We start from the raw sequence: 25,071 nt of genomic DNA, 5'->3' as shown, positions 1-25,071 counted from the left end.
ACCGTGGTTATCGAAGCCATCGTCACCCGTCTCGACGCTGCATTCGCGCAAATCGAAGCAACACCGGATTCACACGAATCGCGCCATCAACGCGACGCGATCATCCAGTGGCTCGACCGGGCATCGGAAGAAGGATATCGACTCGGTCTCGTCACGACGCTGCCGGCCGCCCGGCTCAGCGACATGTTCGAAGGCCAGTTCGGCCGCGCGAACCTCGATCGTTTCTCGGTCGTCGTCACGGACGCCAATCAGCAGGACTCCGGATCGAATCAGCATCCTATCGACATCGCGCTGCAAGCACTCGGCGTCCCGCCCGAACGCGCGGTGGCGATTGCGAGCAGCGAACCGGAGCGCCGCGAAGCCGAGCACTTCGGGCTGTCGCGCTGCGTGAACATCACCGACACCGTGCGCTCGATCGCATCGGCCGGCCTGCACTGAAGCACGGCCGCACACGGGCCGGCGGCGGCCGGCCTCGCGCGATCCGGCGGCAAACCGACGATCGCCCGACCGAATTCTGACATTCTGCTGTCAAAGTAGCTTGCAACACTTCCGGGCTTGACCGATCCCTCCCGGAGACGGGACGACGCGCACCCGCATCGTCCCGCCCGTTGCACACCACGATGACACGCCCGATCCGCACCGCCGCCGCCGTCGCGATTACCTGCCTGCTGCTCGCCGCCTGCGGCGGAGACGATTCGACACCGCCCACGGCCTCGGCCGACGACAACGGCTCGACGCCCGCACCGCAGCCGCAGCCGCAACCGCAGCCCACGCCGGCACCCGCGACTTACTACCAGACGAAGACGCCGTACCGTCCGCAGCAGGACACCGCGACGTACGAAGCGCCGCCCGCCGGCTACGCGCCCGTCTATACCGAGCTCGTCGCGCGCCACGGCTCGCGCGGGCTGTCCGGCTTCAAGTACGACGGCGCGATCTACGCGATGCTGGTCAAGGCCGAGGCCGACGGCGCGCTGACCGCGCTCGGCGCGCAGCTCAAGGCCGATACGTACGCGATGATGAAGGCCAATGCGCTGCTCGGTTATGGCGTGCAGGGCATCTCGACACCGGGGTACGGCAACCTCACGCAAACCGGCATCCGCGAGCACCAGCAACTCGCCGTGCGCCTCGCGCAGCGGCTGCCCGCGCTGTTCGCGGCCGGCAACCGGCAGGTCGTCGTCGTCAACTCGGGGCAGGACCGCGCGGTCGACAGCTCGACGTTTTTCTCCGCGTCGCTCGTCTCCGCGCAGCCGGCTCTGGCCTCCGCCATCACGCTGCCGCCCGCGCCGTCCGGCTACCCCGCGAACGCGCCGGCCGCGCAGCCGGCCGGCACCAACCGCTTCCTGCTGTACTTCCATTCGCTGAAGCCGGCCACGGATCTCGTGACCGATACGGGCGATCCGTACTACGCGACCTACCGGGCAAGCCAGTCGTACCAGGCCTATGCGAACGACGCGGCGGTCGCCGCGAAGCTTAGCGCGATCAAGGCCGCGCCGCAGGCGACCGACGTCGCGCAAACGGTGCTGTCCGCGCTCGTGTCGCCCGCGTTCATCGCGAAGCTCGGCACCGACGGCTATACGTTCGCGAACACGGGGACCTATGCGTTCACGTCGGCGGACGGCAAGTTCACCAACACGCTGAAGGGAGACGGCAAGACGAAGATCGCGACGGCTGTCGACGCGGTGAACGTGCTGTACAACCTGCTGCAGGTCGCGCCCGCGATGACGGCGGAAACCGGCGGCGTCACGATGGAGAAATACATCGGTGCGGAGCAGGCGCAGTATCTCGCGTATCTGCAGGATGCCGAGGATTACTACCAGAAGGGGCCGGGGATCCAGGAAGCGAACCCCGTCACGTACCGGATGGCGAAGGTGCTGCAGGACGATTTCTTCGGCGAAGTCGATGCGATCGCGCGCGGCGACCTGACCCGCGCCGCGAAGCTGCGCTTCACGCATGCGGAGATCGTGATTCCGTTCGCGTCGATCATGAACCTGAAGAACGTGTTCGTGCCGACGCCGCAGGCGCAGACGTACACGTATGCGAACAACCCGTGGCGCGGCGACCAGGTGTCGCCGATGGCCGCGAACATGCAGTGGGACGTGTATCGCAACGGCTCGCGTCTCATCGTGAAGATGCTGTACAACGAGCGCGAGACGGATTTCCAGGCCGCGTGCGACGGCGCGAAGATCGCACCGGGCAGTCACTTCTACGACTACACGGGGTTGAAGCAGTGTTACGGGTATCAGTGACGCCCGATTACCGGAGACTGCACCGAAGCCATCCGGCGCCATGTTGCCACGTCGTTGCGTCGGCCTTGCTCTTCAAGCCCGCATGCAAAACGCGTGACTACGACTCCGTCGAGACACGAACGCTTCAATACCGATAACCGGCAATCGCGAACACCGCGCGGTCAAAAAAAATAGGTGTTCGCGCTCTATCAAGTTTTGGCGCGCGTGGTCGTTACCCTGAATTTCGATCGGGAATGACATGCACTCAATCCTCACACGCTCGTTCGGCGGACTCACGCGCGCCTACTATATCCGTCACTTTCTTTTCAGCCTGATCTTTCCCGTGCTGTTCGTCTTCGCGTCCAGCTTCGGGAAATCAACCATGCCGGGAGGGCTGGTCGCGCTCGTGTCGAGTTACATGGCAGTCAGTTGCCTTCTCTATCCGTACGCCCGGTTCGTCTACGAAAGCGTCGTGAACTACATCGTCGGACGCAACATGTTCATCGTGAACGCATTACTGATGCTCGTCGTCAAGTTCATGACCATGTTCCTGTGCTGGTACCTGGCTATTTTTATTGCGCCGCTTGGCCTCGCGTATCTTTACTTCCGCAATCGCTCGCCACGGATCGGTTAAGAACGGGTAATGCGCATTGACGCCCCGCGCTCGGCCGTTTCGACCGGGCATCCCGACTCCTCGCCCTTGCGCTCGACGCTCCACGTGTGGATCGGCCGATGCCCCGGCCGCTCCCACTCGGGCGGCATCCACAGGTGTTTCAGCCGCTGCACGACCGGCCCGGGCGCGAGCACGTCTCGCCACATGTCGACGAATTCGTGCAGGTTCAATACCAGGAAGTTGTACGAACGAATCTGCTGCGTGATCCCGTAGTCGACCGGCTCCGTTTCCTCGACATACGTGCCGAAGAGGCGATCGAAGATGATCAGCACGCCGCCGTAGTTCCTGTCGATGTAACGCGGATTGCGGCCGTGGTGCGCGCGATGGTTCGACGGCGTGTCGAACACGTACTCGAACCAGCGCGGCAACCGTCCGATCGCCTCGGTATGCACGAAATACTGGTACGCGAGATCGACCGCGAGCAGGAACAGCACGACGGCAGGCGGAATGCCGAGCCACACCGGCGGCAGGTAGAACACGAACACGCCGACGAACGCGTTCAGCAGCGACTGCCGCATCGCGGTCGTGAAGTTCATCACTTCGCCGCTGTGATGCGGCACGTGCGCGGCCCAGAACCAGCGCACGCGGTGCGACGTGCGATGAAACCAGTAGTAGCAGAACTCCACGACGACGAAGATCGGCACGATCGTCGCGCCGTTCACCGGCACGTCGAACAGCCGGTGCCGATAGACCCACGCGAAGATCGCTCCCGTGAACAGGAGCCCCATCACCGTTTCGGCCACCTGATAACCGGCACCGAGCGACAGGTTCGCGACGATCTCCTTCCAGCGAAACGGCTCGCGGCGGCCGCGCCCCGTCATCACCGCATACTCGATCGCGAACGCGATCAGGAAGACCGGCGTCATGCCGATCAGCAGCACCTGCTTCCAGTCCACGTCGTTACCCAGGAACGCATGGAGCCACGTCATCAATTCGGTCGGCATGTTCGCGGCCTCGCTCAAGAACCGACCGGCAGTATGGCCGCGCGCGGGTCGTCCCGCGTTGACACTTGCCGACGATTACTTGACACTTTCCGCCATGCCCGCCGCCTCCCCGCTATCGACGCAGCGCATCTACTACTCGAGCACCTACGTGCGGCTGCTGTTCGACTATCTGTCCGAGCAGGGCCAGGACGCGGCACGCGTGCTCGGCGAGGCGCGGCCGCCCGAGGACGACCGCGGGCTCACGCTGTACGCGAGCGCGCACTGGCGGCGCCTGCTCGAAAGCGCCGTGCGCGCACTCGACGATCCGCTGCTCGGCCTGCATGTCGGCCAGCGGATCACGCCCGCCCACCTCGGCGCGCTCGGCTACGCGCTGCATGCGTGCCGCGATGCCGGCGCCGCACTCGCGCGCTGGCAGCAATACGAGCACCTGATCGCGAACGTCGCGCGCATGGAAGTGCGGGTCGGGCCGACGTCGGTCGCGATCGAATGGCACGACGCACCCGAGCCGCTCGGCCCGCTCGTCGACGAAGTCGCGCTCACGGCCATCGTCCAGTTCGCGCGCAACATCACCGGCACGCGTCACGGGCCCGACGAAGTCTGCTTCGTGTATCCGCCGCCCGGCGACACGCAACCGTACCTCGACTATTTCGGCTGCCCGGTACGGTTCGGCGAACCGGTGAACCGCCTCGCGTTTCCGCTGCACCTGCTCACCCAACCGCTGCGCCAGCCGGACGACGCGCTGCTGCAGATGATGGAGCGCCAGGCGGGCGCGCTGCTTGCCGAGCTGCGGCAGACGAACGATCTCGAACAGTCGGTGCGCGAAGCCGTCGCGCGCCTGCTGACGCAAGGCGACGCGAGCATCGAACAGATCGCGTCGGATCTGCACGTGTCGTCGCGCACGCTGCATCGCCGGCTTGCCGAACTCGGGCTCAACTTCCGGACCCTGCGCGAAGACACGCGGCGGCGGCTCGCGATCGACCACCTGAACGATCCGCGGCTGACGCTCGCGGAAGTCGCATGGCTGCTCGGCTATTCGGAACACAGCGCATTCACGCGCGCCTTTCGGCGCTGGACCGGCGAATCGCCGCAGCAGTGGCGCAGCCGGCAACCGGCGCGGGCAGCGAACGTCGCGCGCGGTTGAGTGCGACGCGCAGGCGTGCCGCCGACGAACTCGCGTCCGCCCGCGCGGTCGAACGAGCATCGCCGGAGAATCCCATGAAACGCATTGCCGCTGCCGCCATCCTGACCCTGCTGGCCGCCGTCAGCTTGCCGGCCGTCGCCGGTACGCCATCGGGCAGCGCCGGGCCGGCTCCCGTTCAGGCGCACGGGAAAAACTGCGTCCCGTCCCGCGACGCGATGCGCGACACCCGCTCGCCGTCGAAGGCGCCGCCGATCCGCGTATGCGTAGGCGATTCCGATACGCAACTGAACCTGCCGTGGTTCCTGACCGATGTCCTCACCGCCGTGGACACCCATCAGTCGGGCGGCGACCTGCTCCGCAAGATGCGCGACGATTTCTGAATCGCGGCTCCCACGACGCGCCGGCGCCGTACCGTTCACTCGCCGTCGGACGCCTGCAGCACCTGAATGAACGTGCCGACCATGCCGGCCCACATCGCAGGGTCGGCAATCCTGCGCAGCAGCGCGAGCAATTCCTTTCGTTCTGCTTTCGAAAGCGGCCCGTGTTCACCGTTGACGGTGTTGTAGCGCGGCGTACCGCGCGAAGCGAGCGCGCGGTCGAGCACGTAGTGACGGGCCTGCCGGTTCACGTCGATCCGGATCCACAGCGACCCGCCATCGGCTGCGGCTGCACCATCGGTCACGGTGACCGTGGGCACGGTATTTTTTTCCATCCCGACGCTCCGGACGCGCAAGAGTGTTTCTTTTTGAGACACAATCACAAAAGTACACGCATCGTTGAATAACAATATTTCGCAATAGCTCGTCACATCTTATACTTGCGGCGCACCATCCTCGTGCCAAGAGACGGTGTTCTTTCATCCCGGCCGCACGACCCTGCGGCCGGGGTTTTTTTCGGTCCGCTACGCCTGCCTGCGCCGTGTGCGCACGTTCATGGAGGCAAGCCGCCGAAATGAATGGCCGATCGCAACGGGGCTGCCGCACCTCCCATCGCGACCGTAGAATCGCTCGTATCGCGATACCGGCGCGCCCAACGCCCGACCCGGGCATCACGCGTGCGCGCCGTTCGTATGTCGACCGGTTCGACTTGCCTCTTTCTATACACAACACCAAAGGCAACCGCGGGAATGTCGGCGTTCACGCCAGGCTCGAAGGCAGTTTTCCAGCGCAGCGGTGCGTGGCCGCGAGTCGTCTTTTTCGTCATAGTAATCGTTTGCGTGCTCGTGCCCGCCTGCGCGATCGTGCTGGCCGACCGCTACGCGCGCGATACCGTCACCCGGCATGAACGAGTCGTCGCGGACGACATCGTCGCCTCGGTGGACCGCATCCTCGACGGCGCACGCCTGCGACATGTGGACGAGCTGACCGCGCTCGTCGGGCAGCCATGCCCGGCAGTCTTCCGGACGCTCGCCGAGATCGCCACACGCCTGCGCTACCTGCGCGCCGTCGCGCTGGTGCACGATGGCCGCGTCATGTGCTCGTCGGCACTGGGGTCGATCGACTTGCCGCTCGGCGCATACACGCACGAGCCCGAACCCGGATCGACGCTCGTCAGGCTGCTGCGCCAGACGCCGTTCCAGCAGGGCATCCCGGTGCTGCCCGTGTTCTACGCCACCGCGCCCGGTGCGGGTGTGCTCTACCTGATAGAAGGCGACTACGTGGCCGACGCGCTCGCGCACGGCGCGCGCTACGGGACGGAAACCGCGACGCTGTCGATCGCGGGATCGGGCCATCTCGATCAGCGCGGAAAGTTTTCGCCGGAATCAGCCGTGGAACCCGCAGGCGGAAGCAGGATCGTGTCGCCTCACTGGCCGTTCACGGTGCAGGTTGCCGCATCCGCACAGCATGCGTCGCAGGTCCGGCAGCGCTATCGGCTGATCGGCATCACGATCGCGCTGCTGGCGGACGGCCTCATGATCGCGGCCTACCTGCTGGCGATGGCGCCGCGCCGCCTGCTGCTGAAAGCCGTGCGCAACGCACTCAGGCGCGACGAACTCCATGTCGTGTACCAGCCGATCGTCGATGTCGACACGCGCAGGACCGTCGGTGTCGAGGCGCTGCTGCGCTGGCAGCATCCCAAGTGGGGGGCGATCAGCCCGGCCGCGTTCATTCCGCAGGTCGAATCGAGCACGGTGCTGCCGAAAGTCACCGAGTTCGTGCTGCGGACAGCGGTGTCGGAGCTGTCCGCGCTGACGCCGTCCGCACCGCTGCGCATCGCCGTCAACATCGCGCCGAAGGATCTCGAGCGCACGCGGTTCGTGTCCGTCGTCGAGGACGCGATCCGCGCGCTGCCGCCGGGCTTTACGCTGGTGCTCGAAGTGACCGAGCGCATCCTGCTCGAGAAGAACCCGCGGACCACCGCGATCTTCCATGCGCTGCGGGCAAAAGGCGCGCAGTTCGCGATCGACGATTTCGGCACGCATCACAGCAATCTCGACATGCTGTCGCGCTTTCCGTTCGACTACGTGAAGATCGATCGCCAGTTCGTGTCGCAACTGAACGGCGGCAGCGCAGGGTTGATCGAGGGGATCGCGTCCGTTGCGCACCACTACGATCTGAAGATCATCGCGGAGGGCGTGGAGACCGAAGTGCAGCATCGCGCGCTGCATGCGGTCGGGATTCAGTATGCGCAGGGATATCTGTATCAGCGGCCCCAGCGCATGGAGCATTTGAAGCAGGATTTCGTGCGGATGTCGGCGTAGCGGCGTTGCCGCGGGCCCGTTCGCCAGCCTGTCGCTGCGCGATCGCGATGCCGATGAACAGGGAACGCGAGTGCCGGCCGTGAGAGCGCAACCCGCTCAGACATGTTCCCGAAGATAGCGGATGCACTTCATCCGCACACTCGAGCGATCTGCCAGCGCATCGGGTGGAGCATCCGCCTCCGCCAGTTCGGCATTGCCGACCGGGCGGACCGACTTCGCGATCTGAAGAGAAGCATGGCCTATCCAGACACGATCGCGCCAGTCACATTTCGCACGATGGATGACCAGCCACCCTTGCAGCGATTCGACGAGTTGAAACGGCGACAGCCACTCGCGATTCTGCCTTTGCGTGACGAGTTGCAGCACCACCAGGAAATACAGCAGATCCACGTACTTCGTCGCGACGCGCATGGTTGGTCTTTTGGTTGACGATGCTCGCGGGTGTGTGTGCCGTCGCCAGCTCATCCCTGGATGCTGAGCGCTTTCTCGATCGCGGCAATCAACTTGAACGCATCGTCGCGTCCGATCAGAAAACCCCGGCTGGTGTACTCGCATCCGAACGCGTAGAAGCTCGGCAGCAGCGTCACCATGTCCTTCGTCCGATCGAGATCGACTTCGCATTTCGTCAGCGGGAAAAACGGGGGTACCTCGGCCGGCAGGTTGTACACGATGCGCTCCTAGTACATCTTGCGCGGCGGCAACATGCGCTTCGCCCGCAGACGCTGCCTGGCGACGGCGCTCGCCTTTTTCCGCTTGCGTTCCGTCGTGGGCTTTTCATAGCCGGTGCGACTGCGCAACTCCCGAATCAGCCCGGTTTTCTCGATGGTGCGACGGAATCGTCGCAGCGCGACATCGATCGGCTCATTGATCTTCAGCGTAACGGTCGTCATGGTTATCCTGTTTTTCGAATGGTTGAACGGAGGCCTAGCCGAGTCGTGTCATGACGGCGCTCGCTATCTCGTCGGACTCGAACTCCGAATATCCGGCCCCGATCGTCAATGCGCGTACCGCCACGAACATCTGTAGCTCCTGCTGATGGCACCGCGCTGAATCGCCTATTCCGGCGGGCAGGACGGCGTCGGTCCGAATGACCTCATTCCGCCTGATCAAACCGAGCAGTTCGTCGATGATCATTTAGACCTCCAAATTGAAGACACACCGTGGTGCGTCGACGGTTCACGTCAAGGCGTACCGGAAAGGAACCCTTGTTTGTCGCGATTGTCGTCGATGAAGTTTTCCGCGTAGCGCACCGAAGCACGACGCGCATCGCCGGCGCTACCGAACGGCCCGTTGTCGCGCAACCTGAACGTCTGGCTGGACGTCGACGTATCGCCGCGCAGGCAAATCTTGACCGCCGCATCGAAGCCCGCATCGTAGTTGTGCGAGCAGCCATCCGGCGCCGACACGTGGGGATAAATCAGTGGATAGATCTCGAATCCACGGTAGATATGCATGCTCATGACAGGCTCCTGACGTTCGGCCGCGACACATCGCACGGGCGAACACAGCCGGCCGGCATCCCGGTTGCGGGGCGGGCCAGGGGGATGAAAGGGACAACGTTGCAGCGCGGAGGCGGGGCGATGCAGCAGCGGATAGCGGGAGGAGCGAACGACCGGACGACGCGGTTCGATCGGATGGACCCATCATACGCGCATCGCCTGCCGAGCGCCCGACTTATTCCGGATTACGCACGACCGCGCAGGACAGCGCACGGCGATCCCGGCACACGCACGACGTCGGGCTGCGACGTATCGAGCGAAGGGCGCCGTCTGGTCCGGACGAAGACGGCCGCGATCCGGCCGCCGTCGCGCATCGCGTTCGTGGCGAAGCGGGCGGTCGCCGCCTTTCGTCGTACGGGAGGGGTCCGATCGCTATTGCGCAGCCGGCGTGCGTTTGGTCGGACGCGATTGCGTGGCCGAGGCCGGCTTGGGCGGCACCCAGTTCAGTGCCGTGCCGAGCCTGGGCAGCTGCATGGCCTGCTTGATGCGCGGCGGCGCCTTGTTGCTGCGGGATTGAATTCGGGTCATGCGGACTCTCCTGGTGCGCCGCGTGCACGATCGGACGAGCGCGGCTCGTCCGGTCATGCACGTGCTGCGAAGGCGGTTGACGCATCGGCCTTCACGCGGATTCGGCATCCCGATGCGAAACGGCCGGCCCTGGCGGGCCTGCATCGGGATACGTGGCGCCCGCGACAACGGCGCGGGGCGCAAGAAGCGGCGGTGCCGTGCCGCTTCGTGAACGAGGCGAAACGCTCAGGCGATTACAGCGGGGTAATGTTCGACGCCTGCAGGCCCTTGGGGCCGTTCTTCACTTCGTAGCTGACTTTCTGGCCTTCGGCGAGCGTCTTGAAGCCGTCGCCGCGAATCTCGGAGAAGTGCGCGAACAGATCGTCGCCGCCCTTGTCGGGCGTGATGAAGCCGAAGCCCTTGCTATCGTTGAACCACTTGACGGTACCGGTATCCATGTTGGATCTCCTGAAAATGGACGAGCAAATGCGCCCCAAGCGGACGCGGGAAATGGATCAAGGAGGGAGAGGACAACGAATACCGCAGGCTGCGGTCGATGATGAGCAGCAATCGCGCTTCTTGAAGACTTCAGCAAGCGACAGTACGTGCCATCACAGAGTGTGTCAAGCGCTTTCGACGAGGGGCAGATCACGCGGCAGCGGGCCGGCACTCGCCGTTCGATGCCCGGACTGGAGACGCGTGCGCCGACCGCAGACATTCCTGCGACCCCGTCAGAGGGTGGCCAGCAAACGCAGTTGATGCTCGGTCTCGGTTCCATTGATCAGCGCAAAGAACCCGGTTTCCCGACGCTCGACCACCGACAGGCCCTCGGCAGCGGAGAAGACGTTCCACGCGACGTCGTCGACATGGGCGAACCCGCCGCGCGCTCGCGCAAACGCGTGCAGCAACGGGCTCGCCTGGCGGCGCAGCACCAGGCGGTCCGCATTCAATACATAGGGGGGCGAGCCGGCACGCAGGACGAGATAGCAGGGAATGGAGCTGTGATCGATTTTCATGGGGCCGCCGTTTTGTCCGGATCCGGTTCGTGCAGGCCAGAATGCGGCCTGCTTCAAGGTCGACTGGAGCATCCACGCCGCTGCGCGACCCGACGCACTGACGATGTCGCCGCTGAATGCGACGACCGTTCACGGAACCGGCGACAAGGCTAGCCCCACTATACGCGCTGCCGCCGCCGCGCACACCTTCGCGGCAACCCGAACCCCTGCTTCGACCCGCCAACGCGGCACGCACCGAATCGCGCATCGCACCGCGCGTTCCTGCCGCCTGGTGCCATTGCGCGCGATCCCGGCACAGCCGTCGCCCAAGCGCTAAAATCCGCCGCCTGGGCATCCACGACGAGCAAGCGTTTTGACGGCGTTCGAGCAGGGTTTCATCCTCACCCGCCACTGGCGGGACACCGCATCCGGCATCGAGATCGAGTTCTGGCTGGCAACCGGAAACGGTCCGCGCCGCGTGCGGTTGCGCCCGCAGGAAGCCGTCGCGTTCATTCCGGCCGAACAGCAGGCGCTCGCCGAGCGCGCGCTGGCCGGCGAGCGCGATGCCGAGTTGCGCCCGCTCGCGCTGCGCGACTTCCGGCGGCGCCCCGTCGTCGGCCTCTATTGCAAGCGCTACCGCCATCTGACCGGCCTGCAGAAGCGCCTCGCGGCGGCCGGCGTCGACGTCTACGAAGCCGACGTGCAGCCGCCCGACCGCTACGCGATGGAGCGCTTCATCACCGCGTGCGTGGAGTTTCGCGGACAGCCCGGCCCCGACGGCACGCTGACCGCCGCCGAACTGAAAGCCGCGACCGGCTATCGGCCGGCGCTGCGCTGCGTGTCGCTCGACATCGAAACCAGCGTCCACGGCGAGCTGTATTCGATCGCGCTCGAAGGCTGCGGGCAGCGTCAGGTCTACATGCTCGGCCCGCCGAACGGCGACGCGCACGCCGACGCCATCGACTTCCGCCTCGACTACTGCGACAGCCGGCCCGCGCTGCTCGCGCGGCTCAACGAATGGTTCGACGAACACGATCCCGACGCGGTGATCGGCTGGAACCTCGTGCAGTTCGACCTGCGCATCCTGCATGCGCATTCGGAGCAGTACGGCATACCGCTGAAGCTCGGGCGCGGCGGCAGCGTGCTCGACTGGCGCGCGCACGGCCAGCAGCCCGACCACTTCTTCGCGGGTGCGGCCGGCCGGCTGATCCTCGACGGCATCGACATGCTGAAATCCGCGACGTGGACGTTCCCGTCGTTCAGCCTCGAATACGTGTCGCAGACGCTGCTCGGCGAAGGCAAGTCGATCGACAACCCGTACCAGCGGATGGACGAGATCCAGCGCCGCTTCGATCACGACAAGCCGGCGCTCGCGCGTTACAACCTGAAGGACTGCGAACTCGTCACGCGCATCTTCGACAAGGCCGACCTGCTGTCCTTCGCGCTCGAACGCGCGAGCGTGACGGGCCTCGCGGCCGATCGCACCGGCGGGTCGGTCGCGGCGTTCACGCACCTGTACCTGCCGCGCATGCACCGGCTCGGCTATGTCGCGCCGAACCTCGGCGACGTGACGGGGCAGAACAGCCCCGGCGGCTTCGTGATGGATTCGCGCCCCGGGCTGTACGACTCGGTGCTCGTGTTCGACTACAAGAGCCTCTATCCGTCGATCATCCGCACGTTCCTGATCGATCCGGTCGGGCTGATCGAAGGGCTCGCGAATCCCGGCGACGACGCGTCGGTGCCCGGCTTCCTCGGCGCGCGCTTCTCGCGCACCGCGCACTGCCTGCCCGACATCGTGCGCCGCGTGTGGGAAGGCCGCGACGATGCGAAGCGGCAGCGCAACGCGCCGCTGTCGCAGGCGCTGAAGATCATCATGAACTCGTTCTACGGCGTGCTCGGCTCGACGGGCTGCCGCTTCTTCGACCCTCGCCTCGCATCGTCGATCACGATGCGCGGGCACGAGATCATGCACCGCACGCGCGCACTGATCGAAGCGCAGGGGTACGAAGTGATCTACGGCGATACCGATTCGACGTTCGTGTGGCTCGGCCGCGCGCACGACGACGACGAAGCCGGCGCGAAGGGCCATGCGCTCGTCGAGCACGTGAACCGCTGGTGGCACGCGCACCTGCGCGACCAGTTCGGGCTGGAGAGCGCGCTGGAACTGCAGTACGAGCGGCACTACCGCCGCTTCCTGATGCCGACCGTGCGCGGCGCTGAAGAAGGCAGCAAGAAGCGTTACGCGGGCCTCGCGGCGGCGGCCGACGGCGGCGAGGATCTCGTGTTCAAGGGGCTCGAAACGGTGCGCACCGACTGGACGCCGCTCGCGCAGCAGTTCCAGCGCGAGTTGTACCGGCGCGTGTTCAGCCGTGAGCCGTACCAGGATTTCATCCGCGACACCGTGCGGCGCACGCTCGCCGGCGAATTCGACGACCAGCTCGTCTACCGCAAGCGCGTGCGCCGGCCGCTGCGCGAATACGAGCGCAACGTGCCGCCGCACGTGCGCGCGGCACGGATCGCCGACGAGTTCAACCTCGCGCATGGCCGGCCGCTGCAGTATCAGCGAGGCGGCTGGATCAGCTACGTGATGACGACGGCCGGCCCCGAGCCGCTCGAGACGATGCGCTCGCCGATCGACTATGCGTTCTACCTGAGCCGCCAGTTGCAGCCCGTGGCCGACGCGATCCTGCCGTTCCTGCGCGACGATTTCGAACGCGTGATCTCTGGGCAGGGGCAGTTGTTTGGCGACTGATGCAACGCCGCCGCGCTGCCCACTCTTGCTCGTTCGGAAACACTGCAGTCGCGGATTCTCCATTTATCCGGACGGTCCGGGTTCCTAAACTCGTGTCGTCGGTTCAGCCAAGCGAATGCGTGCAGGACCGTAACGAAACCGTCTGAGGAAATCGTGAAATCCATCATCGTCACCGTCGCCGGCGTCGCCGCTACCGCCACCGTTCTCCTCGCCGCACCGGCCGCGTCGTACGCGCAGTCGTCGGAGTCGTCACACTCGACGCTCACGCGCGCCCAGGTGCGCCAGGAGCTGTTCGACCTCGAATCGGTCGGCTACGACCCGATCGCCGCCGACGACGAGAACTATCCGGGCGACATCGTCGCCGCGCAGGAGCGCCTGGCCGCCAAGCGCGTCGCCGAACGCAGGCATGCCGAACCGGCCTATGGGTCGAACGGCATACCCGTTACGGAGTCGGGCGCGCCGGCCGTTGCGGCGGTGAAGCAGTAACGCGCCGCCGGTCGCATCGGGGATGCGCGCCCCGGCGTGCCTCCCGCAGCCCGTCCGGCTAAAATACCGGGCTGCTGCGCCTCCCGCCGCGGCCGGAGGACATTCAACATGACCGCACATCGCGGTGCCGCGGTCGTCATCGCACCCGGCCATGAGACAGCCAGCCTGTCGAACGCCCAGAAAACGTTCAATACGCTCGTCAAGCAGATCGAGAAGCGGCGCGAGCGTCTCGGCGCGTGGGAAGCCGTGATGCCGGCCTTCCAGAAGAAATTCGTCGACGAGCTGTTGCCGCTCGAACAGGCGTCGACCGCGCTGCGGATCCGGCTGCTCAACCAGCTCGACGACGCATTCCTGCAAAAAGGACTGAGCAAGGCCGAGCAGCACACGCTTTCCGCGATGATCGTCAACATGGCGCGCGACTTGCTCGACGTCAGCGACGACGCGCAGTTGAAGGCTATCCACGACCGGCACCGCGCAGCCGACCCCGGCAGCAACGCGGCGGCCGGACGCAGGCGGGCCAGACCGGAGGCGCCCGAACCGCAATCGACGCCCGACGTCGCCGCCGACGACGATCTCGACGCGCTGTCGCCCGACGAACTCATCGCGCGCGTGCAGTCCGAACTGGACGAACAGTTCGAGCGCGACATGGCCGAGCATGCGGCCCGCGAGGCGCAGCGCGCCAAGCGCAGGAAAGCGCCCCGGCAGTCCGCCGCGCTGGCGAAGCGCGAAGCCGAGCAGGCCGAAGCGAGCCGGTCGCTGCGCGAGGTCTACCGGAAGCTGGCGAGCGCGCTGCACCCCGATCGCGAAACCGATCCCCGCGAACAGGAACGCAAGACCGTGCTGATGCAGCGGGTCAACCATGCTTATGCGAACGGCAAGCTCCTTCAACTGCTGGAGCTGCAACTGGAGATCGAACAGATCGACCGGCACGCGATCAACGGCCTCGGCGAAGATCGGCTCGCGCGTTACAACGGCATCCTGGAAGATCAACTGCGCGAGCTGGATCAGGAAATTCAGGACGTCGAAACCGGATTCCGGCGAACTTACGGGATCGCACCGTCCGTCAAGGTCGCGCCCGACACCGTCATCCGCATGCTCGCACGCGACATCGCGAGCACGCAGCGCGGCATCCACGACCTGAATCTGACGCTGCGCGAATTCGACGATCCTGCGAACGTCAAGGACTGGCTGAAGGACCTGAAGCGCCAGCAGGCATTCCCGCGCGACGACGACTAGCTTCCGTCAGGCGGGCCTGCATCTGCCCGCCGACGATCGTACTGCGGTGCGGTCGCCCGCTCGGGCGAACCGCCGCTGCACATCACGCGCGATGCCCCGAAATCGGCCCCGCTTCGCCGGTCAGGTTGAACACGCTGTCGATCCACGCAAGAAACGTCGAGAACGTGAAATCCGACCACTGCTGCGTGCGGAACGCCTTCATCACCGGCGTATCGGCCGGGTCCTGCTGGTTCAGCAGGTTGTCGACGAACGTGCCGATATCCGCGTCGATGCCGTTCTCGTGGATCGCGGACCCGGTGAAGCTGACCGCCGTCACCTGATGGTTGGCGATGAAGTCGTCGCGCGCCCACGGCATGAAGTAGCCGAAGTTCGGCAGCGGGTTCAGCGTCTGCTTCAGCCCGTCCAGCTCCTGCCCGAACATCGCGAGCGACAGCGCATCCTTCGTCGCGTCGTCGGGCGCCGCGATCACCGCCGGCACGAACGCGCGATAGTGATACGCGGCGATGATTTTGTCGCGCTGGTAGCTGGAAAAACCGAAGCGGTCGTGCGGAAAGGTCGCCGACAGCGCCGCATACGCGCTTCCCATGTTGCCCGGATCGAAATGGCTGGTCAGCCGGCTGTTCACGGTGATCATCCCGTCGGGGGCCGTCATCCCCCACTCGGTGCGCACGCGGTCGTACAGCCCGGCCGACGGATGCGCGGCCGCGTCCGCGCCGAACGGCGTGTCGAACACCGTGCCGGCGTCGTCGAGCAGCGAACTATGCGCCTGCGGCTGCAGCGTGTTGCGCAGCGACGCGTAGTTCGCGAGCGTGCCGTAGCCGCCCGCGCTCATCCCGTACACGAGCAGCCGGTTCGGCTTGCCGAAGCCGTGCGACACCAGCCATTGCGCGACGGCCTGGATGTTCTTCAGCCCGCTGTAGTGCTGCAGCCGCCAGTCGCCGTTCGGCGACGTGTAGTTGCGCACCGCGCTGCCCATGTGGATATCTCCGGTGCAATAGGGCACGAAAACCTGTGTCCACTGCTGCGTCTCGACCTTCGGTTCGCCGACGAGAATGTGCGCGAGATCCATTCGCGTGAGCAGCGGCGACAGGAACGACGACAGCAGCGCCTCGTTCGCGGTGCCGTTCATGTAGTTGTGCGGAATGCCGTCCGGGTTGAAGCCGCCGAGGCCGGCCTCGGCGCCGGTCGACGTCTGCGTGCAGGTGCCGTAATCCCAGCACGCGCCGCCCGGTTCCATCATGTACAGCAGGTTGTCCGACTGCGCACGGTTGACGTAGAAGCGCATCGGCGTGCCGTTGCCGCACGACGCGCCGGTGCTCTCCGGCAACGTCACTTCGTACCACGAATAATACGGAATCGACGGGTCCGGCATCGTCGTATCGGCCGCGTGGCCGTTCAGTGCCGCGCAACCGAGCAGCGTGGCAAAGGCCGCGCGCAGCAGGCATCGTGCTGTGGACATCTCCCCTCCTTGTCGATGGACATGACGCGGCCGCCGAGCCGCCCCGGCGTCGCGGATTCGGCGCTCAGTGCGCGCCGGACGGCGAAGCGCCGTCGAACAGCCGGACGCGCAGCGCCTGCAGGCGCTGCGCGATGACGGCTTGTTGACGGTCGGGATCGGGAATGCTCGCCTGAACCTGCCGGACGACGTCGCGGCTCTGCTGTTCGTACGACAGATAGCGCGGGTCCTGCGCCGGCGACGGGCCGACCGTCTGCTGCGCATAGGCGTCCCATTGCGCGCGCATCGACCGGAGCGCCGCGCTGCGCGCCGCGGGGTCGGCTTCGGTATCGGTCAGCAGCGCGGCGCTCAGCGCTTCGGCCTGCACCGGCACGATCTCGTTGCGCGCGACATGGTCGGGCAGTTCGTCGAGAATCCGGCGCGCGAGCGTGGCGCGCTCCGCTTGCGGCACAACGTTGCGGCGATCGCCGTACGCGGCGACCTCGTCGCGAAAGCGCGCGAACGCGACGATGCGCTTTACCTCGGCATCCGCGTCGGGGCGACCCGCGAGGCTGCGGCGCAGCGCGTCGACGTCGAGCCGCCGCTCCTCGGGGCCGGGCGTCGCGGCGCCGGTGCCGAACGCATCGGCCGCGCCGGACTGCGCGCTCGCCGTCGCGGCCGGCGTGCCGGACGACGCGGCCTGCGCCGGTGTCGCCGCCTCGTATCGCCAGACTGCAACCGCGGCCACGCCGATCGCCGCGATCGCGCCCGTGCGCCGCCAGAGTGCCCTGTTCTTCTTCACGTCGCCTCCTCGTCACGTCATGCCGTTCTTCGCCGGTGCATCCGCGAGTAGGTTCTAGGTCGAATCCGGCATGCAGTCAAAAGCGGCGCTAGAACGCAGGCACTAAACCTGCGCGCATCGGCCACGCGCGGCGAAACGTTTGAAACGCGTTTCGTTGCGGCAGCCGCCGGCGCGCAACGTCGCGTGCACGCCCGTGCGGCGGCGGTCGCGCATCCGCACGGCCGATACGGATGGCCGGATCGGACCCGTCGAACGACCCGCTAAGCGCTTGGTCGTCATTTTGACCGGCCCTATGCTGATTTCCGACACGCGCCGAACGGTCGGCGCGACGCACCCCTCACCCAGCCGAGCCCGTTCCATGAGCCGTGCAGACCTTCCGCATCGCGCACCCGCCGCCGCCCACGACTATCCGGCCTATCGCGACGCGCTCGCGGGCCGCCGCCTGCCCGCCGCGTTCGTCGACCTCGACTGCCTCGACGCGAACCTCGCCGACCTGAAACGCCGCGCGCGCGGCCTGCCGATCCGGCTCGCGACGAAATCGGTACGCTCGCGCGAACTGATCGGCGCTGTGCTCGCCGCCGGCCCGTTCATGCAGGGGCTGCTGTGCTATTCGGCCGCGGAAGCCGCGTGGCTCGCGGACGGCGGGTTCGACGACATCGTCGTCGCCTATCCGAGCGTCGAGCCCGACGACCTGCGCGCGGTAGCCGCGCAGCTTCGGCGCGGCCGCTCGATCACGCTGATGGTCGACGACGCGGCGCAGGTCGACGCGATCGACCGCATCGCGCACGACGAACGCGTGACGATCCCGCTCGCGATCGATCTCGACATGTCGTCCGCGTATCCGGGCCTGTACTTCGGCATGTACCGCTCGCCGGTGCGCGACGCGGCCGGCGCACTCGCGCTCGCGAACCGCATCGCCGAGCGGCCGCACGTGCGGCTCGACGGGCTGATGGGCTACGAAGGACAGATCGCCGGCGTGGCCGACACGCAGCCGGGCAGCGGCGTGCGCAATGCGCTGGTGCGCTACCTGAAGCGCCGCTCGGCGCGCGAGGTCAACGCGCGCCGCCATGCGGCCGTGCAGGCGCTCGCGGCGGCGGGCCACGCGTTGCGCTTCGTGAACGGCGGCGGTACCGGCAGCTTCGAAAGCACGCTCGGCGACGCGTCGGTCACCGAGCTTGCGGCCGGTTCGGGCCTCTACGCGCCGGCGCTGTTCGATCACTACGCGGCGTTTCATGCGCAGCCGGCGGCCGGCTTCGCGCTGCCGGTCGTACGGATTCCGCGGCCGGGCATCGTGACCTGCTCGGGCGGCGGCTATGTCGCATCGGGCCCGGCCGGCAAGAGCCGCCTGCCGCGGCCGTGGTTGCCGGCCGGCTGCGCGCTGATCGACAACGAAGGCGCGGGCGAAGTGCAGACGCCGGTGCGCGTGCCGCACGGCGTCGCCCCGGCGATCGGCGAGCCGATCCTGTTCCGCCACGCGAAAGCCGGCGAACTGTGCGAACGCTTCAACACGCTGCTGCTGATCCGCGGCGGGCGGGTGGTCGGCGAAACGCCCACCTATCGCGGCGAAGGCAAGAGCTTTTTCTAGCGAGCGTCGCTGTCCGTCGTTCATGCAGCGCCCCCGTTTCAACCTGTTCAACCGACAACCACGGAGACAAAGCCATGTGGCGCAACTGGTCGGGATATGTCTGCAGTCCTGATGCAACCGTGTCGACGCCGGCGTCGCGCGCCGCGCTCGCGGCGGTGCTGCGCGACGCGGCGGCGGCCGGCGCCACCGTGCGCGCGGCCGGCGCCGGTCATTCGTTCTCGCCGCTCGTGCAGACCGACGACGTGATCCTGTCGCTCGATGCGATGCAGGGCGTGATCGACGTCGACCGCGACCGGCGCGTCGCGCGCGTGCATGCCGGCACGCGGCTGTGGGCACTGGGCCCCGCGCTCGCCGCGCACGGCCTCGCGATGGAGAACCTCGGCGACATCAACGTGCAGTCGATCGCCGGCGCGACCAGCACCGGCACGCACGGCACCGGCATCACGCTCGGCAACCTGTCGACGCAGATCGACAGCCTGACCTTCATGTGCGCCGATGGCAGCGAGATCCGCGCGAGCGCCGATTCGCATCCCGACCTGTTCGCCGGCGGCCGGATCGGGCTCGGCGCGCTCGGCGTGCTGACCGAGATCGGCCTGCGCCTCGTGCCCGCGTTCAAGCTGCGCCTCGAACGCGGCGGCATGCGGCTCGACGACTGCCTCGCGCAAGCGGACGCGCTGATCGCGACGCACCGCTCGTTCGAGTTCTACTGGTTCCCGCATACCGACACCGTGCTGACCAAGGCGTGGGACCTGACCGACGAGCCGGCCAGCGCGGTGCACTGGGCGAGCCGCGCGTCCGAGTCGTTCCTCGAGAACACGGTATTCGGCGCGCTGTGCGGGCTCGGGCGACGCGTGCCGTCGCTGTGTCCGGCGCTGAGCCGGCTGTGCGCGTCGACCGTGTCGGCCGGCCGGCACGTCGATGCGAGCTACGCGATGCTGTCGACGGTGCGCCGCGTGCGCTTCAACGAAATGGAATGGTCGGTGCCGGCCGAACGCGGCGCCGACGCGCTGCGCGAAATCCGCGCGTTCATCGCGCGCCGCAGCTTCCCGCTGATGTTCCCGATCGAATACCGCTGGGTACGCGGCGACGACATCTGGCTGAGCCCCGACTACGGCCGCGACAGTGTGCGCATCTCGGTGCACCAGTATCGCGGGATGCCGTTCGACGCGTACTTCTCCGGTGTGCAGGCGATCTGCCGCAATCACGGCGGGCGGCCGCACTGGGGCAAGGTGCATGCGATGAAAGCCGCCGAACTCGCGGCGTGCTACCCGCATTGGGACGATTTCCTCGCGCTGCGCGAACGGATGGACCCGCACGGCCGCTTCCTGACGCCTTACCTGCGCATGCTGTTCGGGCTGCCGCCACGCGCAGGCGCGAACACCGCCGTGCGCGCCGCCGCGCTCGCCCGAGGGGCGCACCCGATGCACGAAACGGCCGGCGTCGCGCAGGATCGGTCACGATCGAACCCGGAGGCTTCATGACCACCGCCACGCTGCACACCGCCGCCCAGTCGCGCCCCGATCCGTCGACGGGCGCCGTCGTCCGCCTCGCGCTCGCGTTCGCGGCGGCCACCAACGGGCTGATCCTGTCGCCGTTCCTCGTCGCGGCCGTGATGACGCGCTTCGGGCTCGACGAGGGCACCGCGACCGCGCTCGTCAGTGCCGAGATTCTCGGCATCGCGATCAGTTGCGCGCTGCTGTCGCACCGGATCGCGCGCGCCGCGCGGCCGTTCACGCTCGCCGGCATCGTCGGCACGATCGCGGGCCAGGCGCTCGGCGCGGCCGCGCCCGGCGTCGTATCGGCGGCCGCCGCGCGCGGAATGACGGGCCTGTTCGAAGGGATGCTGTTCGTCGTCGTCGCGTCGGGCGTATCGCAACGCGCATCGACCGACCGCCTGTGGGGGCAAATCAACCTGCTCGCGGGCGGCATCAACGGCGCCATCCTCGTGCTGATCTCCGCGTTGCCGGCCGCGTGGCTCGGCCGCTGGGTGTTCGCACTGCTGGCGGCCGTCGTCGCAGTGCTCGCGCCCGCGATCCGCGGCATCGACGCGTTCGCGAGCCCCGCCGCGCAAACCCGCGTGCGCGCCGGCACGCTGCCGTGGCGGCCGGTGATCGCGATCTGGGTCGTGACGGCGCTCGTCTACGGCGTGCAGGCATCGCAATGGGCGATCGCCGGCTTCGTCGGTGAGCGTGCCGGGCTGTCGCCGACGACGATCGGCATGCTGCTGTCGGTGTCGTCGCTGCTCGGCTTCGTCGGCGCGGCGATTCCGTCGCATCCGGCCAGCCACAAGCACCGCCTCGCGCTGATCTGGGCCGCGCAGCTCGCGATGATCGGGTCGATCGAATGGTTCTTCGGCGCGCGCGGCGGCAGCGCGTACTTCCTGAGCCAGTTCGTGCTGAACAGCGCGTTCTTCGTGATCGTGCCGTTCCTCACCGGGATGTTGTCCGACGTCGACCCGGACGGCTCGCTCGTCGCGCGCACGCTCGTCGTCACGTTCTTCGCGGCCGGCATCGGCACCGCGCTGTCCGGCGCGATGCTCGGCCGCTTCGGCGGCACGCGCGTCGCCCATCTGCTGTGCGTGGCGGTGGTGGCCGCCGCCCCGTTCGTGCGGCTTGCACTGCGCCGCGCGGCGCCCGGTGCCGTGGCCCGTGCGTCGTCCTGATCGCAGTGCGTCATGCCGTGGCCGCGACGCACCACGAGAATGGCCGCCACGGCCGTGGCCCGCGCAAATTTGGCTTTCTACAGTCGTTCACGACGGTGCCACGCCGTCCACCCCCAGCTCGATGCGGAGTCCAGAAGAATGAATCGTCCCGATAGCATTCGCGCAGCGTGCTGCGCGATGATGGTCCTGGCCAGTGCCGGCGCGCACGCGCAAAGCAACGTGACGCTGTACGGCGTGATCGACGCGGGCATCCGCTACGAAACGCACGGCGTGTCCTACGGCGCCGACGGTGCGCCGGCGTCGACGGGCCGCAAGATCTCGATGGCCGACGGCGGCGGCCTGACCGAAAGCTACTGGGGCCTCAAGGGGCAGGAGGATCTGGGCGGCGGGCTGTCCGCGCAGTTCAACGTGGAAAGCCACTTCGGCCCGAACAGCGGCGCGATCGTGCCGGCCGGCTCGCCGAACTTCTTCCAGGTCGCATACGTGGGGCTCACGTCGACGTCGCTCGGCCAGCTCGCGCTCGGCCGCCAGTACAACGTGCCGTTCGAGATGGTGTCGCTGACCTACGGCTCGAACCTGTGGGCCGGCCCGCAGGACCCGTACTTCAACCTGTTCAAGCCCGAGCAGACGATGCTCGCGGGGTCGCGCACCAGCAACATGATCCAGTACGGCGCGCAGCTCGGCGGCCTGTACCTGCTCGCGCAGTACGCGCCGGGCGGCCACGCGGGCGGCGGCGTGCGCGGAGGCCAGGCCGGTGCGGCGGCCGCTTACGCGCCGGACAAGGGGCCGTTCACGCTCGGCGCGTCGTTCATGCGCAGCTGGGACGACGCCACGCACGCGAAGTTCGACATCTACGGCGGCGGCGGGTCGGTAACGCTCGGCAACGCGACGGTGAACGCCGGCTACATCGAGAACGCGCGCGACAACGACTTCACGTCGTTCGAGAACGGCCCGTTCAGCCCGACCGATCTCGCGGCGCTCGGCATCATCTCGCCCGCGCAGGTGGTCGATCCGTCGGTGCCCGGCGGGTTCCGCCGCCGCAAGATGGCGCTCGCGGGGCTGACCTACCGGGTCACGTCGGCGTTCACGGCCGCCGTCAACGCGTGGTGGACCACGCAGTCCGGCTACACGCCGGACTTCGACGGCCGCGCGCGCCAGTTCCAGGTGATCGCCGGCTACAGCCTGTCGAAGCGCAGCATGCTCTATGCGGAAGTCGACTATGCGATCTACCGCGGCGGGCTGATCGGCGCGCAGCTGGTCGGCATCAACGGGCAGTCGCCGAGCACGAGCACCACGCAGCTCGGCGCGACGGTCGGCCTGCGGCACTATTTCTGACGCCGGGCCGCACGGGATGTGGGCGATCGCGGCAGGAGAAGCACCGGGTTTCCGGCCCGGCGGGACGAGTACAATCCATGGAAAAAAATACGGAGCATCCATGGACGAACCCGACCGTTACACGACGGCGAATCTGCCGGTCCATCTGTTGCGGTGCCTCGCGGAGACAAGCAAGGAGCTGGGCATCGACCCCACGCGGCTGTGCCTCGGGCTCGGCTTCGACGTTGCCGACCTGTCGAACCCGTCGTGCCGGATTTCCCTGCGCCAGGCGAGCACGATGATCCGCCGCGCGCTCGATATGGCGCCCGGGCGGGCGCTCGGCCTCGAACTCGGCACGAGCGAGACGATCGCGTCGATCGGCCTGGTCGGCTATGCGATGCTGACGAGCCCGACGCTGAAGGATGCGATCGTGGTCGGCATCGAACTGCAGCGCCATACGGGGCCGCTGATGCGCTTCGAAGTGGTGTCGGATGCGCGTACGCTGTCGATCCGCGCGACCAACGTGTTCCTCGAACCCGACATCGAAGCGTTCCTCGTCGAAGAGGCGTTCGGCAGCTTCATGAAGATCGGGCGCTCGCTCGTCGGCCCCGCGTTCCAGCCGAAGGTCGTCGATCTCAGCTACCCGCCGCCCGCCTATGCGGACCACTACACGCGCGTGTTCCCGTGCCCGGTGCGCTTCGAACAGGAGCAGAACCTGTTTTCCTGCGACGCCGCGCTCGGCAACCGCCCAATCACGACCCACGATCCGCTCGCGCATCGCCAGGCGCTCGAATTCCTGCAGGATGCGCTGCCGCCCGAGCCCGAAGGCACCGAATTTCTCGAATCGATCGAACGGATCATGCGGCGCGACCTGCGGCATGCGCCGTCGCTCGCGGCGATCGCCGCGCAGCTGTGCATGAGCGAGCGCACGTTGCGGCGGCGGCTCGCCGATCAGGGCGTGTCGTATCAGACGGTGATCGACACGATCCGCCGCAAGCGTGCCTTCACGCTGCTGAGCAACCCGCGACTGTCGATCGAGGACGTCGCGCACGAAGTCGGCTTCAGCGACGCGCACAACTTCCGGCGCGCGTTCAAGCGGTGGACCGGGCACGGGCCGCGCGAAGGGCAGCGCCCCGCGTAAGCAATAATCGCAGGCCGCCGCGTGCGCGTCACGCCGCGTCGCCGATCCCGCCCATCAGCGTCATCAGCTGCTCGCGCAACCACCGGCTGCCCTGGTCCTGATCGGCGCTGCGATGCCAGTAGCAGAAGTATTCGAGGCCCGGCATCTCGAACGGCAGTTCGAGAATCCGCGCCGGATAGCGCTGCAGCAGCCGCAGCGGCGCCGTCAGCGCGAGATCGCTGCGCATCGCGATCAGCGGCGCGACCATGTAGTGCTGTACGCGCATCTGGATGGTGCGGCGCAGCCCGAGCCGCGTCAGTTCCGCGTCGACGTGCCCGCTTCCCTTGCGGCGGCTCGATACGTGGATGTGCCCCATCGCAAGATAGTCGTCCATGGTGAGCGTGTCGCCGCTGAACGGATGATCGTCGCGGATCATGCATGCATAGCGGTCGCGCACGAGCAGCGCCTGATGCAGATGCGGATCGCCGATCAGCGGCGCGTCGATCGCGAGGTCGACGGAGCCGTTCGCGAGCGCGGTCGCCACTTCGCGGCGGTCCATCGTGTAGCTGCGCACGTGCATGCCGGGCGCATGCGTCTGCAGCAGTTCGCCGAGCGCGGGCAGCAGCAGCGCTTCGGTCAGGTCGCTCATGCTCATCCGGAACACGCGCGTCGACGACGCCGGATCGAACACGTCGCCTTCGTGCGCGCTCGAATCGAGCAGTTGCATCGCCTCGCGCACGCGGCCGACGATGTTCTCGGCCAGCGGCGTGGGCATCATCCCGGCCGGCGTGCTGACGAACAGCGGATCGTTCAAGGTCTTGCGCAGCCGCGCCAGCGCGTTGCTGACGGCCGGTTGCGTGAGGTTCAGCACCTCGGCCGCCCGCGTCAGGTTGCGCTTGGTGTAGATCGCATCGAATACGACGAACAGGTTCAGGTCAATCTTCGAAAGGCGCATCGCCGGATCTCCTTGCCGGCATCTTACGGCGTGCGCCTC

General features: G+C 67.2%; 27 protein-coding genes. 14 read left to right on the top strand and 13 right to left on the bottom strand.

Features of this window, described 5'->3' with window-relative positions:
- The first annotated feature begins 3 nt into the window (after nucleotides 1-3).
- The 3 genes from WJ16_RS20610 to WJ16_RS20600 all read left to right on the top strand — a co-directional run bounded on the left by WJ16_RS20610 (nucleotide 4) and on the right by WJ16_RS20600 (nucleotide 2,859).
- Nucleotides 4-438, top strand: coding sequence for an HAD family hydrolase (locus tag WJ16_RS20610; RefSeq protein WP_069258965.1), 435 nt, complete (start codon nucleotides 4-6; stop codon nucleotides 436-438).
- Nucleotides 439-620: 182 nt separating this feature from the next.
- The gene (locus tag WJ16_RS20605) at nucleotides 621-2,246 is read left to right on the top strand and encodes a histidine-type phosphatase (RefSeq protein WP_069258964.1); all 1,626 of its coding nucleotides are present in this window, start codon (nucleotides 621-623) and stop codon (nucleotides 2,244-2,246) included.
- 238 nt (nucleotides 2,247-2,484) lie between these two features.
- Nucleotides 2,485-2,859: a hypothetical protein gene (locus WJ16_RS20600; RefSeq protein ID WP_069258963.1), complete on the top strand. Its 375-nt coding sequence runs from the start codon at nucleotides 2,485-2,487 to the stop codon at nucleotides 2,857-2,859.
- Here WJ16_RS20600 and WJ16_RS20595 read toward each other — a convergent pair.
- Nucleotides 2,856-3,842 (bottom strand): sterol desaturase family protein, encoded by a 987-nt coding sequence (locus WJ16_RS20595; RefSeq protein WP_069261053.1) that lies wholly within the window; start codon nucleotides 3,840-3,842, stop codon nucleotides 2,856-2,858. The genes WJ16_RS20600 and WJ16_RS20595 overlap by 4 nt on opposite strands.
- A 94-nt stretch (nucleotides 3,843-3,936) precedes the next feature.
- On the opposite strand from WJ16_RS20595, the gene WJ16_RS20590 reads away from it, so the two are divergent.
- Nucleotides 3,937-4,983, top strand: a complete 1,047-nt coding sequence (locus WJ16_RS20590; protein ID WP_069258962.1) for an AraC family transcriptional regulator — start codon at nucleotides 3,937-3,939, stop codon at nucleotides 4,981-4,983.
- A 74-nt stretch (nucleotides 4,984-5,057) separates the two neighbouring features.
- Nucleotides 5,058-5,363, top strand: coding sequence for a hypothetical protein (locus WJ16_RS20585; protein WP_069261052.1), 306 nt, complete (start codon nucleotides 5,058-5,060; stop codon nucleotides 5,361-5,363).
- 35 nt (nucleotides 5,364-5,398) lie between these two features.
- On the opposite strand, the gene WJ16_RS20580 is transcribed toward WJ16_RS20585, so the two are convergent.
- Nucleotides 5,399-5,791 carry a hypothetical protein gene (locus WJ16_RS20580; RefSeq protein ID WP_236858359.1) on the bottom strand — a complete coding sequence of 131 codons (393 nt, stop codon included), beginning with the start codon at nucleotides 5,789-5,791 and terminating at the stop codon, nucleotides 5,399-5,401.
- Between the two features lie 318 nt (nucleotides 5,792-6,109).
- Here WJ16_RS20580 and WJ16_RS20575 point away from each other — a divergent pair, with 318 nt between their 5' ends.
- Nucleotides 6,110-7,684, top strand: a complete 1,575-nt coding sequence (locus WJ16_RS20575; protein WP_236858393.1) for an EAL domain-containing protein — start codon at nucleotides 6,110-6,112, stop codon at nucleotides 7,682-7,684.
- Nucleotides 7,685-7,780: 96 nt separating this feature from the next.
- Here the strand turns inward: WJ16_RS20575 and WJ16_RS20570 are convergent, their stop codons facing one another.
- The 8 genes from WJ16_RS20570 to WJ16_RS20540 form a co-directional block, all read right to left on the bottom strand.
- Nucleotides 7,781-8,095: a hypothetical protein gene (locus WJ16_RS20570; protein ID WP_107310704.1), complete on the bottom strand. Its 315-nt coding sequence runs from the start codon at nucleotides 8,093-8,095 to the stop codon at nucleotides 7,781-7,783.
- Between the two features lie 50 nt (nucleotides 8,096-8,145).
- Nucleotides 8,146-8,352, bottom strand: a complete 207-nt coding sequence (locus WJ16_RS20565) for a hypothetical protein (protein WP_069258959.1) — start codon at nucleotides 8,350-8,352, stop codon at nucleotides 8,146-8,148.
- Nucleotides 8,353-8,361: 9 nt separating this feature from the next.
- Nucleotides 8,362-8,574 (bottom strand): 30S ribosomal protein S21, encoded by a 213-nt coding sequence (gene rpsU, locus WJ16_RS20560; protein ID WP_069258958.1) that lies wholly within the window; start codon nucleotides 8,572-8,574, stop codon nucleotides 8,362-8,364.
- Nucleotides 8,575-8,608: 34 nt separating this feature from the next.
- A complete protein-coding gene (locus WJ16_RS20555) occupies nucleotides 8,609-8,818 on the bottom strand; it encodes a hypothetical protein (protein WP_069258957.1) in 210 nt (69 codons plus the stop codon).
- Between the two features lie 47 nt (nucleotides 8,819-8,865).
- On the bottom strand, nucleotides 8,866-9,144 hold the full coding sequence (locus WJ16_RS20550) for a hypothetical protein (protein WP_069258956.1): 279 nt from the start codon (nucleotides 9,142-9,144) through the stop codon (nucleotides 8,866-8,868).
- Between the two features lie 411 nt (nucleotides 9,145-9,555).
- The gene (locus tag WJ16_RS35340; RefSeq protein ID WP_167375390.1) at nucleotides 9,556-9,711 is read right to left on the bottom strand and encodes a hypothetical protein; all 156 of its coding nucleotides are present in this window, start codon (nucleotides 9,709-9,711) and stop codon (nucleotides 9,556-9,558) included.
- A 233-nt stretch (nucleotides 9,712-9,944) separates the two neighbouring features.
- The gene (locus WJ16_RS20545; protein ID WP_069258955.1) at nucleotides 9,945-10,148 is read right to left on the bottom strand and encodes a cold-shock protein; all 204 of its coding nucleotides are present in this window, start codon (nucleotides 10,146-10,148) and stop codon (nucleotides 9,945-9,947) included.
- Nucleotides 10,149-10,421: 273 nt separating this feature from the next.
- Complete coding sequence (locus WJ16_RS20540; protein WP_069258954.1) at nucleotides 10,422-10,706, bottom strand: hypothetical protein; 285 nt, start codon at nucleotides 10,704-10,706, stop codon at nucleotides 10,422-10,424.
- A gap of 352 nt (nucleotides 10,707-11,058) precedes the next feature.
- Between WJ16_RS20540 and WJ16_RS20535 the strand changes: the two genes are divergently transcribed.
- The 3 genes from WJ16_RS20535 (at nucleotide 11,059) to WJ16_RS20525 (ending at nucleotide 15,159) form a co-directional block, all read left to right on the top strand.
- Nucleotides 11,059-13,437, top strand: coding sequence for a DNA polymerase II (locus WJ16_RS20535; protein ID WP_069258953.1), 2,379 nt, complete (start codon nucleotides 11,059-11,061; stop codon nucleotides 13,435-13,437).
- 153 nt (nucleotides 13,438-13,590) lie between these two features.
- Nucleotides 13,591-13,923, top strand: coding sequence for a DUF4148 domain-containing protein (locus WJ16_RS20530; protein WP_069258952.1), 333 nt, complete (start codon nucleotides 13,591-13,593; stop codon nucleotides 13,921-13,923).
- 108 nt (nucleotides 13,924-14,031) lie between these two features.
- Entirely contained in the window at nucleotides 14,032-15,159 is a 1,128-nt protein-coding gene (locus WJ16_RS20525; protein ID WP_069258951.1) for a J domain-containing protein, read from the top strand.
- A gap of 82 nt (nucleotides 15,160-15,241) precedes the next feature.
- Here WJ16_RS20525 and WJ16_RS20520 read toward each other — a convergent pair whose 3' ends face one another.
- Nucleotides 15,242-16,618 carry a pectin acetylesterase-family hydrolase gene (locus tag WJ16_RS20520; RefSeq protein WP_069258950.1) on the bottom strand — a complete coding sequence of 459 codons (1,377 nt, stop codon included), beginning with the start codon at nucleotides 16,616-16,618 and terminating at the stop codon, nucleotides 15,242-15,244.
- 64 nt (nucleotides 16,619-16,682) lie between these two features.
- The gene (plcR, locus tag WJ16_RS20515; RefSeq protein ID WP_069258949.1) at nucleotides 16,683-17,396 is read right to left on the bottom strand and encodes a phospholipase C accessory protein PlcR; all 714 of its coding nucleotides are present in this window, start codon (nucleotides 17,394-17,396) and stop codon (nucleotides 16,683-16,685) included.
- A 358-nt stretch (nucleotides 17,397-17,754) separates the two neighbouring features.
- On the opposite strand from plcR, the gene WJ16_RS20510 reads away from it, so the two are divergent.
- From WJ16_RS20510 to WJ16_RS20490, 5 genes are all read left to right on the top strand, one after another.
- A complete protein-coding gene (locus WJ16_RS20510; protein WP_069258948.1) occupies nucleotides 17,755-18,981 on the top strand; it encodes an amino acid deaminase/aldolase in 1,227 nt (408 codons plus the stop codon).
- 74 nt (nucleotides 18,982-19,055) lie between these two features.
- On the top strand, nucleotides 19,056-20,462 hold the full coding sequence (locus WJ16_RS20505) for a D-arabinono-1,4-lactone oxidase (protein WP_069258947.1): 1,407 nt from the start codon (nucleotides 19,056-19,058) through the stop codon (nucleotides 20,460-20,462).
- Nucleotides 20,459-21,643: an MFS transporter gene (locus WJ16_RS20500; protein WP_069258946.1), complete on the top strand. Its 1,185-nt coding sequence runs from the start codon at nucleotides 20,459-20,461 to the stop codon at nucleotides 21,641-21,643. The genes WJ16_RS20505 and WJ16_RS20500 overlap by 4 nt, the downstream gene beginning before the upstream one ends.
- A gap of 138 nt (nucleotides 21,644-21,781) precedes the next feature.
- The gene (locus WJ16_RS20495) at nucleotides 21,782-22,978 is read left to right on the top strand and encodes a porin (protein WP_069258945.1); all 1,197 of its coding nucleotides are present in this window, start codon (nucleotides 21,782-21,784) and stop codon (nucleotides 22,976-22,978) included.
- A 100-nt stretch (nucleotides 22,979-23,078) separates the two neighbouring features.
- The gene (locus tag WJ16_RS20490) at nucleotides 23,079-24,098 is read left to right on the top strand and encodes an AraC family transcriptional regulator (protein ID WP_069258944.1); all 1,020 of its coding nucleotides are present in this window, start codon (nucleotides 23,079-23,081) and stop codon (nucleotides 24,096-24,098) included.
- A gap of 28 nt (nucleotides 24,099-24,126) precedes the next feature.
- On the opposite strand, the gene WJ16_RS20485 is transcribed toward WJ16_RS20490, so the two are convergent.
- Entirely contained in the window at nucleotides 24,127-25,032 is a 906-nt protein-coding gene (locus WJ16_RS20485) for a LysR family transcriptional regulator (protein WP_069258943.1), read from the bottom strand.
- Between the last annotated feature and the right edge of the window lie 39 nt (nucleotides 25,033-25,071).

The sequence above is a fragment of the Burkholderia metallica genome (assembly GCF_001718555.1).
GTDB classification, from domain to species: Bacteria; Pseudomonadota; Gammaproteobacteria; order Burkholderiales; family Burkholderiaceae; genus Burkholderia; species Burkholderia metallica.
This window is presented reverse-complemented; position numbering and strand designations above follow the sequence as displayed.

Bases quoted from the DNA above. Each gene is read 5' to 3' on its own strand.
- WJ16_RS35340 (WP_167375390.1), bottom strand. From the start codon at position 9,711: ATGACCCGAATTCAATCCCGCAGCAACAAGGCGCCGCCGCGCATCAAG.
- WJ16_RS20485 (WP_069258943.1), bottom strand. From the start codon at position 25,032: ATGCGCCTTTCGAAGATTGACCTGAACCTGTTCGTCGTATTCGATGCG.
- WJ16_RS20490 (WP_069258944.1), top strand. From the start codon at position 23,079: ATGGACGAACCCGACCGTTACACGACGGCGAATCTGCCGGTCCATCTG.
- WJ16_RS20550 (WP_069258956.1), bottom strand. From the start codon at position 9,144: ATGAGCATGCATATCTACCGTGGATTCGAGATCTATCCACTGATTTAT.
- WJ16_RS20540 (WP_069258954.1), bottom strand. From the start codon at position 10,706: ATGAAAATCGATCACAGCTCCATTCCCTGCTATCTCGTCCTGCGTGCC.
- WJ16_RS20500 (WP_069258946.1), top strand. From the start codon at position 20,459: ATGACCACCGCCACGCTGCACACCGCCGCCCAGTCGCGCCCCGATCCG.
- WJ16_RS20600 (WP_069258963.1), top strand. From the start codon at position 2,485: ATGCACTCAATCCTCACACGCTCGTTCGGCGGACTCACGCGCGCCTAC.
- WJ16_RS20575 (WP_236858393.1), top strand. From the start codon at position 6,110: ATGTCGGCGTTCACGCCAGGCTCGAAGGCAGTTTTCCAGCGCAGCGGT.
- WJ16_RS20510 (WP_069258948.1), top strand. From the start codon at position 17,755: ATGAGCCGTGCAGACCTTCCGCATCGCGCACCCGCCGCCGCCCACGAC.
- WJ16_RS20570 (WP_107310704.1), bottom strand. From the start codon at position 8,095: ATGCGCGTCGCGACGAAGTACGTGGATCTGCTGTATTTCCTGGTGGTG.
- WJ16_RS20545 (WP_069258955.1), bottom strand. From the start codon at position 10,148: ATGGATACCGGTACCGTCAAGTGGTTCAACGATAGCAAGGGCTTCGGC.
- WJ16_RS20595 (WP_069261053.1), bottom strand. From the start codon at position 3,842: ATGCCGACCGAATTGATGACGTGGCTCCATGCGTTCCTGGGTAACGAC.
- WJ16_RS20605 (WP_069258964.1), top strand. From the start codon at position 621: ATGACACGCCCGATCCGCACCGCCGCCGCCGTCGCGATTACCTGCCTG.
- WJ16_RS20525 (WP_069258951.1), top strand. From the start codon at position 14,032: ATGACCGCACATCGCGGTGCCGCGGTCGTCATCGCACCCGGCCATGAG.
- rpsU (WP_069258958.1), bottom strand. From the start codon at position 8,574: ATGACGACCGTTACGCTGAAGATCAATGAGCCGATCGATGTCGCGCTG.
- WJ16_RS20505 (WP_069258947.1), top strand. From the start codon at position 19,056: ATGTGGCGCAACTGGTCGGGATATGTCTGCAGTCCTGATGCAACCGTG.
- WJ16_RS20585 (WP_069261052.1), top strand. From the start codon at position 5,058: ATGAAACGCATTGCCGCTGCCGCCATCCTGACCCTGCTGGCCGCCGTC.
- WJ16_RS20555 (WP_069258957.1), bottom strand. From the start codon at position 8,818: ATGATCATCGACGAACTGCTCGGTTTGATCAGGCGGAATGAGGTCATT.
- WJ16_RS20520 (WP_069258950.1), bottom strand. From the start codon at position 16,618: ATGTCCACAGCACGATGCCTGCTGCGCGCGGCCTTTGCCACGCTGCTC.
- WJ16_RS20495 (WP_069258945.1), top strand. From the start codon at position 21,782: ATGAATCGTCCCGATAGCATTCGCGCAGCGTGCTGCGCGATGATGGTC.
- WJ16_RS20590 (WP_069258962.1), top strand. From the start codon at position 3,937: ATGCCCGCCGCCTCCCCGCTATCGACGCAGCGCATCTACTACTCGAGC.